At 46.0% G+C, this 16147-nt stretch carries 14 protein-coding genes; all 14 read right to left on the bottom strand.

Annotation, left to right across the window (positions count from 1 at the left end):
* Window positions 1-271: 271 nt before the first annotated feature.
* Window positions 272-2152: a molecular chaperone HtpG gene (gene htpG, locus MKY66_RS06435; protein WP_074093900.1), complete on the bottom strand. Its 1881-nt coding sequence runs from the start codon at window positions 2150-2152 to the stop codon at window positions 272-274.
* 824 nt (window positions 2153-2976) lie between these two features.
* The gene (gene nikC / locus MKY66_RS06430; protein ID WP_076209596.1) at window positions 2977-3876 is read right to left on the bottom strand and encodes a nickel transporter permease; all 900 of its coding nucleotides are present in this window, start codon (window positions 3874-3876) and stop codon (window positions 2977-2979) included.
* 40 nt (window positions 3877-3916) lie between these two features.
* Complete coding sequence (locus tag MKY66_RS06425) at window positions 3917-4921, bottom strand: ABC transporter permease (protein ID WP_076209595.1); 1005 nt, start codon at window positions 4919-4921, stop codon at window positions 3917-3919.
* Window positions 4922-5128: 207 nt separating this feature from the next.
* Entirely contained in the window at window positions 5129-6775 is a 1647-nt protein-coding gene (locus MKY66_RS06420) for an ABC transporter substrate-binding protein (protein ID WP_076209870.1), read from the bottom strand.
* Window positions 6776-7697: 922 nt separating this feature from the next.
* On the bottom strand, window positions 7698-8645 hold the full coding sequence (locus MKY66_RS06415; protein WP_076209594.1) for a glycoside hydrolase family 25 protein: 948 nt from the start codon (window positions 8643-8645) through the stop codon (window positions 7698-7700).
* Between the two features lie 384 nt (window positions 8646-9029).
* Window positions 9030-9530 carry a phage holin family protein gene (locus MKY66_RS06410; protein WP_076209593.1) on the bottom strand — a complete coding sequence of 167 codons (501 nt, stop codon included), beginning with the start codon at window positions 9528-9530 and terminating at the stop codon, window positions 9030-9032.
* Between the two features lie 267 nt (window positions 9531-9797).
* Window positions 9798-10205, bottom strand: coding sequence for a hypothetical protein (locus MKY66_RS06405; RefSeq protein ID WP_076209592.1), 408 nt, complete (start codon window positions 10203-10205; stop codon window positions 9798-9800).
* A gap of 56 nt (window positions 10206-10261) precedes the next feature.
* A complete protein-coding gene (locus MKY66_RS06400; RefSeq protein ID WP_076209591.1) occupies window positions 10262-10876 on the bottom strand; it encodes a hypothetical protein in 615 nt (204 codons plus the stop codon).
* Window positions 10877-11485: a hypothetical protein gene (locus tag MKY66_RS06395; protein WP_076209590.1), complete on the bottom strand. Its 609-nt coding sequence runs from the start codon at window positions 11483-11485 to the stop codon at window positions 10877-10879. It lies immediately after the preceding gene.
* Window positions 11485-13887, bottom strand: coding sequence for a hypothetical protein (locus MKY66_RS06390; protein ID WP_076209589.1), 2403 nt, complete (start codon window positions 13885-13887; stop codon window positions 11485-11487). Before MKY66_RS06390 ends, MKY66_RS06395 begins: the two co-directional genes overlap by 1 nt.
* A complete protein-coding gene (locus MKY66_RS06385) occupies window positions 13888-14433 on the bottom strand; it encodes a putative phage tail protein (protein ID WP_076209588.1) in 546 nt (181 codons plus the stop codon). It abuts the gene before it with no gap.
* Window positions 14430-15488, bottom strand: coding sequence for a baseplate J/gp47 family protein (locus MKY66_RS06380; RefSeq protein ID WP_076209587.1), 1059 nt, complete (start codon window positions 15486-15488; stop codon window positions 14430-14432). Before MKY66_RS06380 ends, MKY66_RS06385 begins: the two co-directional genes overlap by 4 nt.
* A complete protein-coding gene (locus MKY66_RS06375) occupies window positions 15481-15894 on the bottom strand; it encodes a DUF2634 domain-containing protein (protein ID WP_063564533.1) in 414 nt (137 codons plus the stop codon). The genes MKY66_RS06380 and MKY66_RS06375 overlap by 8 nt, the downstream gene beginning before the upstream one ends.
* Complete coding sequence (locus MKY66_RS06370; RefSeq protein WP_074096778.1) at window positions 15891-16145, bottom strand: DUF2577 family protein; 255 nt, start codon at window positions 16143-16145, stop codon at window positions 15891-15893. The genes MKY66_RS06375 and MKY66_RS06370 overlap by 4 nt, the downstream gene beginning before the upstream one ends.
* Window positions 16146-16147 lie beyond the last annotated feature (2 nt).

Raw genomic sequence — 16147 nt, 5'->3', positions numbered from 1 at the left:
GGTATTCACCAGTTATCTCGCTAAAATCGAGTGAAAATCAAGTTCAATTTAGAAAATGTCATCATTTGTTTCAATGATAGTATGCCTCCCCTGCACCCTCCCCGTTATGGGTAAAAAACAAAAACCGACAGGACGGAAATGCCCTGTCGGATGAATATGGTGGATGCAGCGTTGCGATTTAGCTACTAAACTTAATGTTCACGCAGTCTACTCTTGAAGCTACATGAACTTTTGCATCAAGGATATTATCGCACCCTTGTACGAAGGATTTTCACACCATCACCTTACAGATATCGTTGGTGAACTCTACTGGATCTTGAATTGGCAATCCTTCGATTAACAATGCTTGGTGGTACAGGAGGCTAGTGTAGAGGTTCAGCTTCTCCTGATCCTGCGCGAAAGCGTCTTTCAACGATTTGAAAACATCGTGATTTACGTTGATTTCCAGCACTTTGTCGGCTTGTACGTTTTCGCTGTTCGGCATAGCTTTCAGGATTTTCTCCATTTCAATCGTCAGCTCACCTTCGGTGGACAAACATACCGGGTGACTTCTGAGGCGTTTGGAAGCTTTAACGGCTTTGACTTTACCTGCCAATTGAGCTTGCATCGCTTCAAACAACTCTTTGTTGTCGTTGTCCTGAGCGTCCGTTTCTTCTTTATCCGCGCTGTCTTCGATACCCAGGTCACCACTGGAGATGGATTTGAATTCTTTCTCCTTGTAGTTCGTGATCATCTTGATTGCAAACTCGTCGATGTCATCGGTAAAGTACAATACTTCGTACCCTTTCTCAAGAACACCCTCGATCTGTGGCAGCTTCTCAATACGGCTAATCGATTCACCGGATGCATAGTAGATGTACTTCTGATCTTCCGGCATTCTGGAGACGTATTCGTCCAGGCTCACCAGCTTGCTCTCTTTGGAAGACGTGAACAACAGCAGATCCTGCAAAGTATCCTTGTTCACACCATAGTCGCTGTATACACCATATTTCAATTGACGACCAAACGCTTGGTAGAACTTCTCGTAGTTCTCACGCTCGTCCTTCAGCAGGCTTTGCAGTTGGCTCTTGATTTTGTTCTTGATGTTCTTCGCGATCAGGCTAAGCTGACGGTCATGTTGCAACATCTCACGGGAGATGTTCAGGGACAGGTCTTCTGAATCCACCATACCTTTGACAAATCCGAAGTAATCTGGCAACAGATCCCCGCATTTATCCATGATCAATACACCGTTGGAGTATAGCTCAAGGCCTTTTTCATACTCTTTGGTATAGTAATCAAACGGCGTGTTCTCCGGAATGAACAGGATCGCATTGTATACCACTGCGCCATCTGCACTGATATGCAAGTGTTTGAGCGGTTTGTCAAAACCGTAGCGTTTTTCCATATAGAAGTTATTGTAATCTTCTTCGGTCAATTCGCTTTTATTTTTACGCCAGATCGGCACCATGCTGTTCACGGTTTGTTCTTCTTGGTATTCCTCGAACTCGTTCTCCGTGCCCTCTTTTGGACGTTGACCCGTTACATCCATCTTGATCGGGTAGCGAATGAAGTCGGAGTATTTCTTGATGATGGATCTCAGGCGGTACTCTTCCAAAAATTCGTCATACGAATCTTCTTCGGTATTTTCTTTGATCGTCAGGACGATCTCTGTACCTACGGAATCTTTCTCAGCTGGTGTGATCGTGTAACCATCCGCGCCTTCGGATTCCCATTTCCAAGCCTCGTCGCTGCCCAGCGTTTTACTTGTTACGGTGAGCTTGTCCGCCACCATAAATGCCGAGTAGAAACCAACCCCGAATTGTCCGATGATGTTGTGGCCATCTTTAGCTTCATTTTCCTTCTTGAACGCCAAGGAACCACTCTTCGCGATAACCCCCAGGTTGTTCTCCAGCTCTTCCTGCGTCATCCCGATTCCGGTATCCGTCAGTGTGAGCGTGCGGTTTTCTTTGTCAATCGTGAGCTTGATGAAGTAGTCCTCTTTGTTGAAAACGAGCGAATCGTCGGTAAGTGCTCTGTAGTAAATTTTATCAATGGCGTCACTGGAGTTGGAGATCAATTCTCTCAAAAAGATTTCTCTTTGGGTGTAAATGGAGTTGATCATCATATCCAGCAAACGTTTGGATTCTGCCTGGAATTCTTTTTTAGCCATGAGTGGTTGGACTCCTTTCAAATTGGGATATCGAATGATTTGATTGAAAATAGAAAGTAACTGAGATAATCCTGCGGCCATTAGTAGACTTAAAAACTCGATCGCTCTAGTCCACAGATATTGTGCTTCACTTCTAACTGGCTCATTGTTAAAAATAAGTGCACGACGTTCTGCAATGTAGCCGTTCCGGTTACGAATCGTTTTTCGGATCGCTGTTATCCCCAGATTTCTTTGATTCCCTTTTTAAAAGGGAGAACTCCGGTGATAAAGGCGAACGCTTCACTTCCTCCAAATCGATTTCGTCCCCTGCACTACTTTTGCATCTGATCAGGAACTTGTTTGAGGATTAGAGCCTTCTACTTAAATGGATTCTGTTGATTAAGCAAACATTTCGCTTCTTCAGATTCTGTTGCGCACCTTGGCTTCGCATGTTCTACTCAAGTTCAATATCTATTTTCAAAAACAGAATCATTCCATATGTAGGCGTATAGTAAAAACATCATCTGTTAGCACTCTGATGATCGGAGTGCTAAACCCTTCCTTTTATATAACATATGGGAAAATTGGGTGTCAATACGTAGGCGGTTATTTTAACTAAAAGATCGAATAACCCTTCAACTTTTTCACATCACCAATCATTTTACCGTAATCCCGCGGGTAAAACAAAAGCCGCCTCGAACCAAAGTTCGAACCGGCATGGTGAAAGATTGTGATGTGTCTGTTGATATATCGGCTAGTATCAAAACATTCCCGTCTAATGTACATTCGAATATCCTCGGTCTTACGGGTATTGAGACTGACGTTACGGTTTGAGTTTGATAATTTTACTTTTTCACCATTTTTGGATCAAGGGTATCGCGCAGGCCGTCGCCCATTAGGTTGAAGCCGAGAACGGTCAACATGATGGAAACGCCGGGGAAGATCAGTGTCCACGGTGCTTTTTGTATAAACTGACGGGAGTCTGACAGCATTTTTCCCCATTCCGGGTCGGGTGGTTGTGCGCCCATGCCTAGAAATCCGAGAGCAGCAGCTTCGATGATCGCCGTCCCAATTCCGAGTGTACCTTGCACGATTAGAGGAGTAAGGCTGTTGGGTAAGATGTGGCGAAACAAGATTCGCCCATTGCCCGCTCCAAGTGTCCGTGCCGACGTAATGAATTCCTCCTGTCTCAAGCTGAGTACCCGTGAACGCACCAATCTTCCGTAGGTCGGGATGTTCACGATGGCGATGGCGAGCAGTGCATTTTGCAAAGACGGGCCCAATATCGCCACAATGGCAATAGCCAGCAGGATTCCCGGAAATGCGAGCAAAATATCAAATAAACGCGAGATAAGCATGTCCGCCCATTTTCCATAAAATCCTGCAATTAAACCAAGCAGCGTACCCGCGATAATGGAACCAATAACAGAGAAGAAGCCTACCCATAATGAAATACGCGCCCCATGCATCACTCTGGAAAACACGTCACGCCCCAGATCATCGGTACCAAACCAATGCTCTGCCGAAGGGGCCTGAAGCCGATCCACCAGCACCTGTTCCTTGTAATCGTAAGGTGCGATGTATGGCGCGAGGAAGGCCAACAGGATAAAAAATACGATAATAATCAAGCCCGCAAGCGCAAGCCTATTTTTACGAAACGTTCTCCACGCTTCCCGCCATGGACCGGATGTGCTCGCCGACGCAGCGTCAATGGATGGTCCGGTATTGGTAGATAATTTGGCCATGCGGCGTCTCCTTTCTTGGGTATGAATAATGATGAATTCGCTATTTATAACTGATACGAGGGTCGAACACCGCGTAGAGCAAGTCCACAATCAGGTTGATGACCACGAAAAAGAATGCCACGATCAGAATGCCACTCTGGATCACCGGATAGTCCCGCGAACTAATCGCTTCATATATATACCGTCCCACACCCGGCCAAGCAAAGATCGTTTCGGTCAACACCGCACCCCCGAGCAACGATCCGGTCTGGATACCAATGACGGTGAGCACGGGAATAAATGCATTTTTAAGCGCGTGTCCATATACGACAAAAAACGGACCCAGTCCCTTCGCCTTCGCTGTACGAATGTAATCCGAACTCATCACTTCCAGCATGCTGGAACGGGTCATCCGGGCAATAACGGCCATTGGAATCGTGCCCAGTGCAATACTTGGGAGCAACAAATGTTTTGTTACTGTCCACAACTGATTCCATTGTCCAGCGATCATCGTATCCAGCACATATAAACCCGTAATGGCTTCCACCGGATCTCGTGCATTCATGCGCCCAATGGATGGCAGCCACTGCAACTTGTTCGCAAACAGCCATTGTTCCATCAGACCTAGCCAGAAGATCGGCATCGATACCCCCACCAAAGCAATGACCATACAGCAATAATCAAACCAGGAGTTGTGCTTCCATGCACTGACAATCCCGGCATTCACCCCAATAATGACAGCAAACAACATACTTGCCATCGTTAATTCAAGGGTTGCTGTCAGATAAGGCACAATTTCCTGGGCAATAGGCACCTTGGTGCGGATGGATGTTCCGAGGTCTCCTTTGAGTAAATCACCCAAGTAGGCGAAATATTGCTGGAACCAAGGTTTATCCAGTCCAAGCTGATCACGTAAGGCCTGCTTGGATTGTTCGGTTGCCTTTTGCCCAAGTATGGTCTCAGCCGGGTCACCCGGAATGGCGTGGATGATGGAAAAGACAATCAGGGTCATGCCCAGCAGTACGGGCAGCAACACAAGCACACGTTTGACAATATAGCTGTTCAATCCTGTTCACCTGCCTTCGACATATCGTGCAAAATAAAAAGCGCCGGCAGAAACGCATGCTTTGGATAGTTACGTCCGGATGTGGGTTCTGCCAAGCATTGCGTCTCACCAGCGCTTTGAGAGAAAGAATTAAAACGTAATCACTCCGAACTGTAGTGCCATCTTTAGATCGCAGTTATCCTGAAATAGATAAGTTCAGCTTACAGCTTACTCGAAATAAGCACCGGCATAGGATTCGGTGCCCAGTGGAGAAGGGACGAAACCTTTCAGATTGGCTTTACCCGCCAGAATTGGCGTCGTGTGTACCAGAGGAATCCACGGTGCGTCTTCCTTGATAATGACCTGTGCCTGTTTGTAAAGTTCCGCACGTTTGTCTTGATCGGTTTCTGTCTGTGCACCCGTCAGCAATGTGTGTAATTCTTCGTTTACATAATAACTGCGGTTGTTGCTTGGAATGGCATCTTTATCCAGAAGTGTATACAGGAAGTTATCTGGGTCACCATTGTCACCTGTCCAGCCGAGCATGTAAATGTCGTCCTTCTCACCGGCCTTTGTATCTTCGAGATACGTTGCCCACTCCGGTGATTCGATGGTGACGGTCACTCCGATTTTCTCAAAATCGGCCTGGATTGCTTCCGCTACCTTCTTGCCATCAGGCATATACGGACGGGATACTGGCATCGCATAGAAGGTTACCGGATCAGGCAAACCGTCAGGGAAACCAGCTTCGGCTAGTAAAGCTTTTGCTTTTTCCAAATCATATGGGTAATCCTCAATGGTATCGTTGTATCCCCACAGCGTTGGAGGCATCGGGTTCACAGCAGGCTCTGCTTGTCCAGCAAAAAACGCATCAATGAGGGCCTGTTTGTTCACCGCATGGTTGAGGGCTTGTCTGACTTTGACATTATCAAATGGTTTCTTCTTGAAGTTAAAGCCGATATACGCCACGTTGAACGGTGGACGCTCGATCTTCTGTAGCTCGCTGTTGCCTTCAAGAATGGACAGATCGTCCGGGTTCAGGTCTTCCATGACATCAATCTCGCCGTTTTGCAGGGCATTGAAGCGAGCGGTATTATCCGGAATGGAACGCACGATCACTTTGTTCAGCTTTGGCAGTCCTTCTTTCCAGTAATCCGCGTTTTTCTCCAGGGTGATGGAGTCGTTACGCTTCCACTCTTTGAATACAAATGGGCCGGTGCCCACAGGCTCGCTCTTAAAGTTTTCCTTTTTCTCCTGAATCGCGGTTGGGCTGGCAATGCCAAATGGCGTCATCGCAATATTTTGCAGGAAAGGCGCTTGTGGCTGGTTCAATGTGAACTCCACCGTAGTCTCGTCCGTCGCCTTCACTTCCTTGATCACACGTCCGTCCTCTGGACCAAACATGGAATCGTAATAATCGAAGGAATCTCCCTCGAATTTATATTCACTCGCCGGATCACCCCAGCGGTTGAAGTTGAACACAACAGCCTCTGCGTTGAAGTCAGTTCCATCATGGAATTTCACACCCGACTTCAGCTTAAACACATACTTGAGCCCATCCGCCGAAATCTCCCAGCTCTCTGCTAGTCCAGGAATGACCTCTGTTCCGCCTTCCTTGTAGTCCAGCAATGAATCAAACACCTGATGCCCAATCTTCAGCGACTCTCCATCGGTCACAATCGCCGGGTCGAGTGCTACGGAATCCCCACCACGCCCCATAATCATCGTATCCTGCGCTACCGTTTCGGCTGGAGGGTCGGTTCCTTCTGCCGGAGCAGGCGAATTCCCAGCTCCCTCATTGCTTGAACAGCCTGACAACACCAAGACGGTGCTCAAAGCCAGAGTCAAAAAACCGGACATCCATTTCTTTCTCATTCGCATACGTACAACACCCTTCCCTGGCTCATAATGTGTGTGATGCTGGCATGAAAGATCTCCAATGTTGGCAATCGGTTTGGTGCTATGTATCATATAAAAGGCTTTAGATGCCTGCGATACCTGAATTAATGTTCTGGGAAAAGTACGGCATGGATGAAATGTAAAAACAGCATGGGACACGTATGGAATACAGGTAAATTTCAGATCGTGCACATGGATTGAGGACGTCGTTTGATTACTTTTATAGAAAATGAAAAAGGTTCAACAACGGATCTTGTGAGTTGAATCTATGAAATTGTTGCGTTTTATTTGAACTAAGGTCAATAAGCAACAGTGAACGGTTATGGACTGGTAAGAGCTGGTTTAAGTTGGTAGATTAAAAATACTGATGGGCATATGGATACTACGCTGCTGGCTACGCAATAAAGTCTGTTCCTTGAGCGTGTCGTGTTGAGCATGGAGTGTGGAGACCGGATTAGGTATCGTTATCGTTCGTTAGCAATACGGATGAAAGAAACTCAACATAGGCTAGGTTGTTTGATGAATCGTGTAAGTTGTTAAATCGGTGGCTTTCTCTTGCAGATTGGATGTGTAAAATGTATGAACGAGTCATCTTGAGATGTTGGATTGTACAACAGGGAGACATTACAATAACTTCATGTGTTATGGTTTTGTCATGATGAGGAGGATTGTGTAAATAAACTGTGGTGAAAAACAATTTCGTGTAACTTACTTTACATCACATTAATCAATTAGACAAGAGATTTACAGACATAAGTCTTTAACTTTATTATATGCGTTAATATTACTTACATAAAACACAAAAAAGGAACACAGTTCGACAAAAAGCGTCTCGTGTTCCTTCTCCACTCAATCCACATTCAGATAAAATCCACATTTAAATTTGCTAAGAATCAGCTCACTTTTTAAACAAACCTCTGCGATGCATCACGGTAATAAAACGGTAAAAATCATAACTCGCCCCATTATCGATGCTGAACAATGGATTTTTGGTGTCATATGCCAGTGCTGCATCCACAGCTGCCTTTGCCCATACTGGAACTTCCATTTGCTGACGCGCCTGTAGTTTGTCGACCTGGGATTTGAGCGCATCAAACGCTGCTTTCTCTTCGGCTGTCATCGGTTCGCCCCCTTTGGGTGGTTCAGTTGGTGGATTCGGATGACTTGGATTCGTTGGATTGGATGGCTCCGGTGGTTTCGGAGTGGCTGCTGCGTATCTTGCTCTAAGCTGTGCCGCTGTTCCCTCGAATTCATTCATATCCACGTTGCCACTAATGCCATTCACCTTGCCTGAATCCGTATACTGCCAGAACGTCCAACGCTTCCATGCCGGCTGGTCGTCCGGTACACGGGTGTTGCTGTAGCGCGCGATCCACAGATCGTATGAGCTGAGTGATGTGTCAAAATTCCCGGCAAATGAATTGCCCGTGTATATGATCGGTTTCACACCTGTCAGACGTTGTAATTCGGTTAAAAAAGCTTTGGCAACTGTATTCATCTGCGCTTTGCTCAGGTTGCCGGGGTTGTTCTCGTAGTCCATGACGGGTGGCAGTTGTAACGCCTTGGCGCCCCCAACTTTGTTAAGTGTGTTGGCATAATGCACCGCTTCTGCCTTGGCACCATCGGTAGATGTCGCGCGGAAGAAGTGATACGTTCCCACCAGCAAGCCCGCCGCCAGTGCGCCGGTTACATTTTTCTGGTAATTTGGATCGGTGTATGTCTGTCCCTCAGTTGCCTTGATGAATACAAATGTCATGCCACTTGCCTTCACCTTGGCCCAGTCAATATTGCCCTGGTATCGTGAGACGTCAATGCCCTGTGTGTTGCCCGAACTTCTCGTTTGCATGTTTCTCACACCCTTTATGCGGCAAATTGCCGTTTGTATATAGTTAATGCGGTTGGATTAGGGGTTGCTTGTGTGCGTGTCCCTGATGTTGGGAAATGAACTGAGGCTTGTTCACACGGAGACTCCGATGACAGAATAACCTTCCAATCGCTGTTATCCCCAGATTTTTTTATTTCCTTTTCTAAAGGGGAAAATCCGGGGATAAAGGCGACCGCTTCGCTTTTTCAGGTTTTTTCTGTCCTCTCCGTTATTGTGTGAAAATGTTAAGTTCAATCTGTATAGCGGCCTTATATAGCTTTGCTTATTTAGATTAGTTCTGTTTAATCTGACATTCGTACTAATCAACAAACGTTCAATATAACTATATACTCGCAATATTAAACGCTACTTAACGTTATCTTCTGTTGTCGGTGAATCTATGTCATCCGGATCTGCCTGTGAAAAAGAATTTTTGGCACTTGGGGAGAAGTTACCGGGGAGTTCCCCGGTTCCCCCTTTGCCCTTGAGCACTTCAATCGCTTGCCGGATCACTGGAGGAATGGGAGCGCCCAACTTGCCTCCATTCTCGATAATGGACAACAACTCATTTGCGATATAAAAAAAGGCGACCGCATCCCTGAACAAATGTCCGTCTCCCAGAACACCATCCACCAGATGAGCCACCGATACCATTGCAAAAATAAATACCTTTCTTGCGATGCCGAACATGCCAACATTACTTTCTAACTTGCCACTCATACCCGCCGCCGCGATGCCGGTTAGGTAATCGAGGATGACGAACACGAGAAGTACGCCGAGTACGCCTGACCATCCTCCGAAGAAGTAGGTTACTGAGCTGCTCATGAGTGCAATTCCCCATTTCCATAGGGTGTCCCATCTTTCCATAGTTTCACCTCCTTTAATTTTTGTGATAACTGCCCCAAAAAGTATTAAAATAGCGCTCCGTATTCGGAACGCTTGTTACACAATACTTCCGTTTTGGTCCATCCCTGCTGTTTCCAGAGCAGCCTTAACTTTATCACGATTACCGTTTGCAGTCGGAACATCGTCAATACCGATCAATCCTTTATGAATCATCATTACATATACAGCCAACATATTCTCACCCCTTTCGTGAGTGTTACAGCCCAACGGATTAACAATCTTGCAAGTTTATCCCGCATCAGGCATCAAGTTAAGCAGCATCATGTGCAATTCCATGAGTGCCAACTGATTCGTGTTGTTTTCTTCCCGCAATCGCTGATTTTCTGCCGCCAATTCGGCAATTTGAGACGTAAATGAAATGGCAGGCGGTTGTGGTTCTTCATCGGGTTTTGGCGGGTAGTCAAAGAGTGGTTCCAATGTTTCCAGATCAACGCGTGCAATCATACCGCCTTCAGCACGATCCAACATGTGTGCGCCGTGTTGCAACTGGATCATACCGACGCTATCGGGCACCTTGTCGTCCAATGCTTTATACAACTTGAAATCCTGCTCTTTCGTGGTTTCAACAACAACCCCGGCGCTTTCCGGCGTAATAACTATTACGTTACCTGTTTGCAAGTCGTAGTAAACCTTCATACCGATTTTATTTTTCGGTGATTATTCGTTCATTCTTCCACTACCCTTCGTATTTTTTAAGATGTCAATACATTCAAGGCACGTCTTTCGATTGTCAACGTATGAAGTCCGCCCTTAGCATAATTTTTTTGTGCTCCCACCCGGAATGACAATTTTCCGTTAAGGTTAAAATTAGACGGAATGTCTATTGCTAATACAACGTCCCCTCCTCCGGAAGAACGAGTGCCTGAGCAATGTAACTTCCTGTTTTCTTTATCTACATATAACGAGTAAAGCCTTGTTGTTGTATCCGGAGTTACGTCAGAATAATTACCACCGTAAACCTTGGATGATAAAAAAACAAAGTTGACATTTTGTTCATCACGGAGCATGAAAGAGACTTCGATGTATTCAGAAGTCGAAAAAAACATAGTCGATGCTGCCTTAAAGTGAACGAAATACAAATAATTCCCTGGAACGTTGATATTCGTAGCAGGTGAAGGAGAATAAATATCCGAAAACTTGTTTATTAATGGTATGTCGAATTCAGCCACCATGTACAAGCTGGTCGTGCTTTCAGCAACTCCGGGATAAAGAGTTCTATTAGCGCCGATCACGGTTCGAGTATTAGAATTCATGTTCGGCCCATCAATCAAGTAATTATCCAGCAAGTAATTGTCAATTAACGGCATCTACTGCACCACCCTTTCTAAGATTACGGTAAAGTAAACGTTATTGGTCGCGTAATAAGTCAAATTGTGATTAGACGGAAGAAGAACATTAAGATTTGGAATTATTAGCGTATCTTTAGTATTTAATTTCATTTGATTTATAAAAGACCAAGGAATATATACAGTCACTTCGGGAACAACATTGGTACTTAAATTGTGAATGATGATAGACTTTATCATCACATCCGTAGTTCGACTTGGAAGATTAACTGGAGAAGTACTTGTTACCGCATTTATTGTCGTGTAAGGATATTCGCTTTCAATGTAATCTTTTTCTACTCCGGAAATATACATTACGCATCCACTATTACTGGCTTGTACCGTAATTGTCTCTGAAGGCAATAATGGAATAAATAAATCATCTATAATCAATGTATTTTTTCCTTTTAATGTGCGATTAACTGCAATGAATGTCCCACCAATTTTAAGGTAATACGTCAAGTCAGGGCTGTTTGAGTTAGTAATAACTATGGACTTTACGACAGTGTATTTTCCTTGAGGGACGGTATAAGCAATACTCCCAGTTGTCGGTACTATAGGATGAATTAATCGCTTGATTGCATTTGCCATTATTCAATCGGCCCCCAAACATTTCGTTTATTTTTTTGTTGCAGCAGCTCACGTATAGCATCGTTTAACGACGTCTCCGTCACGGATACACGCGCTGCACTTTGTTGTACGACTTCCGTCAGATCCGTAAGCAACGCCTTTTCGTTGTCCGCTACTGATCCAATGAATGGAACTGTCGGAGACGAGTCCAGCATCAGGTATGTGACACTGTAGGATGCAGAAAGACCATAAGTTGCGTTGCTCGTTGAAGCGCGTTGATTGCCGTAAGCCGACCCGTCCGTACGTGTTACAATGCTCCAATCGTTGTCAGCCAACGAGTTTCTATAAATTCTCATCATTTGAGCAACTTTGTTTTTTAATGGAGCATTAACTGAACTGCTTACAATATTGATACCCCAGTCTCCGTTACTTCCTTGTGCAGGCTTAACACCCTCACGCAACACAATACCCGTTCCTACCTCTACCTGGTTATCACCCTCGATTAACGTCAATTGTCCCTCTGACGTGACAGGTTCGACAGTCGGCATTGCAAGCTGATAGACCAGTTGATACGGTGTCCAGTTTGGCGCTTGAGTCGTAGGCAATGTAATAGTAGCATCTGCCCAAGTACGTGTTACTCCATCGGATCGCCGTGCCCACCATTTTGTTCCTATACTGTTGTATACATTATTTGCAGGCGCATCAGGACTATTGCCCACACCATTACCCGCCGATCCGTTGAACATTGTCCATCCCATGAAATACGCCTTAATCTCGTCGGCTGTCGGTGTGTATGAGTCTCCCCATCCACTGTCTGTGTTAATGATTGAAATATAAAAGTCTGTGTATCCTGATGCCGTGTTAAAGTGTGCCTTGTCTCCTTCTGTTAAACTTTCTTTGGATGAAAGGACATTTCCATTAAATTTAGTCAGTAAAAAACCGTTCCAGTTTGTTGTTGGTGGGAATGATTTTATTGCAAGAATTTTATAACCTGCAACAGAAGACTGTAGTAGCCAAGCTTTATTCTCGTCCAATACCACCCTCTTCCACTTTGCAAGTTTGAAGTATGTCCCATCCTTCTCGAATACTTCGTCAGCATTCGTCCCTGTTACTGGATCAGCGAACAGATCAGTTTGCAACGCGAGCATGGCGTCTTCACGTGTTTTGAACGGTTTGGCTACGTTGCCGATGACAAGCATCGGATTTGAGAAAGACGCTGTCCCGCTTTCAGACGGATTACCGTATAAGTACATGCGCATTGTTTCTGCCCTTACGGGAGCTTGAAACGTAACGGTATTAACTCCAGCACTTACCGGAGTGGTGGTTCCACTTACGGTAGTTCCATCTATCTTTGTTCCGTTTGCGTCATAGAAATTCATAACATTTCGAGCATTTGCAACACTATTGTTCACTGATAAAGTGTACCTTTGTCCCGGTATAGTCATTAAATCCACCGTATTATAGGCAACTGTTCCTGACGCGTAATGATACGTAAAGTTGTAGGGTGCATTAATGATTGCTCCTGTAGGTAACGCCCACTCATAGAACGGCGGCAGTAGATTATTCCCATAACGGATCACATACAGATTTCGCACGGGTTGAACGCTATCGATGTACGGGAACTTAGCAGCTACCTGTTCCGGCGTCATGCTGTCGAGTTCAGCATATTCGGCTGCGCTGATTTCATAAATACGGAACGAGTCAACATAATATACACCGCCCACAGCTACTGATCCGGCTGTGTAAACGTCCATATCTGCTTTCGTGTTGCTGCCCATTTCTGTTGGCCTATACGCGTGCCAGACAAGCCCAGTTGCACCCGCTAAAATTGTTCCGGATTTTGCACCGATAATTGCAGAAGTTCCATCTGCGGTTACAAGACGAGCAGAAAAGGATTGAGATGTTTCATTTTTAATCCAAGCCAATACGATATAATAATTAGCTGGATTTACATTTGCAGTTGCTGACGCAGGCGTCCTCACATATGACTGACCAGCAGCTTCGCTTTGCGTTACTTTAAAGTTGTTGCTTCCGCTGTTGACGTTAGCAGTGGACAATTCTATAGTTGCTGAAGTACTCTTTGTCCATCCCGTAATAGATTCACACCCACCATCCCGCCCCAACAAATTCACAAGCGTACGTCCCTTCAACCCTTCCAACTTAAATGCCGAGGCGCGTTCAGCATGAACAACTTGCAATCCAGGCTCCAACGTCACCGATCTCCGCTTCTCTATATCCAACCGCTCCTGAATACTACTCACCTGTGCCGCGGTTTCCTCAGCCTTTTCTACGACTTTCCCTACACCTTCATCAATCTTCTCCCAGTTCTGATCCAAATACTTATCCAGATCAAAATAGGTTGTCGATGGTGAAGAACGGTCAATCTTATTCAAACCAAGATTCGATGTTTTTGGTTCATTCATCTATGCTCCACCTCCTGCAAATTTATCCTGTCGGGTCTGTTCGATCTCCTCCAGCGTCATACTTTCAACCTCCGCAATCGTCAAATACCGCAGACGATAGTCCACGGTCATATGTGCCGGTTTAATATCCTCAATTGCTGCTTTCAGATCGTCCAAATTGGGCGGCAAGCCCCATGTGTCGATGAAGCGGATTATAATGCGGTACTCACCTGAATCAACGGATACATCAATCCCACCGCTTTCGTAGGCCTGCGCCACGTTTTTGAGCATGGAACCAGAGACTTTGCCGCTGCCGCGCATTTTGGAAATGATTACGGATCTCCGCTGGTCGTCTGGCTTGGCTTGGTTCGTTGGAATCTGCAAATCCTGCTCATAACGTTCTAATGCCCAGGTCGCAGACTCCGGGTAGAATTGATTCAGCACACTTTCCAAACCCACCGTAAGCTTGTCCAGTTCTACACCTTCGGTCTCTGTAAGAAGCTGCATCTCCAGCACATTTTCATACAACGGGGGCAAAAGAGTCATTAATACCTCTGCTTTATTCATGTCACCTTCACCGTCCCAAGAACGGCTACTACGCCGGGGGCGATCTCCAGATTGGACATACCACCATTCACCAGCAGATCGCTATAATCGATCACGGGCGGGATATCCAGAATGACATTGGCAATACGTGTCCAACGAACCAACGGATCGGCAAAAGCCAGTTCTTTCAGATACGCCGTAACTCCCGTTTCAATCAGTGTCTTCACGCCCTCGTATGTTGAACCAGAAGCAAGCGTGACCTGTACCTCAACATCAATAGGTACCTCTTCCGCTCCCACTACTGTGACTACAGGTCCAATTGGAGCAGCACCTTCGCCCATTCCATCCTGAGTTGGATCGATATATTCTTGTACCGCCTCAATGACCGCCTCAGCAGGTGTTTGCATTTCGTTATTCAGCAATGCCACTTTGACAGTACCCGGACCGTCCCACAGTGGAAAAGCCTTTGCTTTGCCCACACCGGAGTTTTCCCGTGCCCATAGCTCATATTGATATTTGTTCGCACTCGTGACCGGACGGGAAACTTTGTCCTGATAACGATCATATAAGGCCTGATCCGTTTCCTCGTCTTCGCCAGGAACAAGCAACTGTGTCAATTCAGCTGTCGTCAGGCCGGCGATATAATCTATGGGTAGCAGTGCCCCCGTATATTCATTACCTTCCGCTCCCGCGACTTCACATTCCAACACATATCGCCCTACCTCGACGTGCTCCACAACAACATACACCCGATCCCCCGTGGAAAAACGACTCTCCAAAGGAACTTCAACAGGCTTCCCTTCGTTATCCCGAAAACTGCCAACCCAACGTGCCTTCGTGGCCGCTTTCCGACTAATGCCAGACCAAGCCACTGCGCGATCCAGATACTCTCCAGAAGCTGTATCCGCAAACTTCAGATTGGCGTTCACATCCAGCTCGATATACATCTGAGCCATTTCCACTGCCGCTGGTGCAAGCGCATCATAGATAATGCTGCCTTCACGTTTATCCACACCATCTGGTACCCTATCCAGCATTCGGTTTATAATAACTTCAAACGTCTGCTCTTCATACATCCATGTTCACCTCCGTCTCTTCCCTAAAGCTGCCAAAATCCGTTTCCACGGTAAAAGACACACGCACTCCATCGGCCTCGTGGACAAAATCGAACTCGGTTACATCCGAAATGCGATCATCCGGAAGCAATGCTTCGCGAATCCAGCGTTCCAGTTCCGATTCAACCATGGATCTCCCGGCCATTCCTTCCCAGGACCATTCCATACCATAATCCGAAGAATAGATTAGATGCTCGTAGCGGCGTGTGGACAACGCTTTATACACCGCCTGTTTTACCGCATCTTTTCCATCCAGTTGCAATCTTCCAATTCGTTGTCCCGAAGCTTGAAACACATAGGTCAGACTTGGAAGCACAGCGGCTTCTTCCTGATCTTCTGCGCTAATCTGCGCCCCCTGTGGAATCATGGATTCACCAGCCGATCCAGTACAACAAAGCTGTCTCCACCTTGAACACGTAACAACAAGACATGGTCACCCACGGTCCAAGCTTTGTTCACTACGGATTCCGGCAGTACAAGAAAAGGCTCAGCCAATGCCAACCGTTGTTCAACGGTAATCTCCAGAGGCTGTGTGTTTGTCACGCTTCCGTACATTACCTGAACGGGAGACTTGGCATCTACAGCGGCCACCGCCGCCTTTTTAATCACGTCCAGCATCA

The sequence above is a fragment of the Paenibacillus sp. FSL R5-0766 genome (assembly GCF_037971845.1).
Lineage (GTDB): Bacteria > Bacillota > Bacilli > Paenibacillales > Paenibacillaceae > Paenibacillus.
Note: the sequence above shows the minus strand (reverse complement) of the source record. Positions and strands in the feature narration are given on the sequence as shown.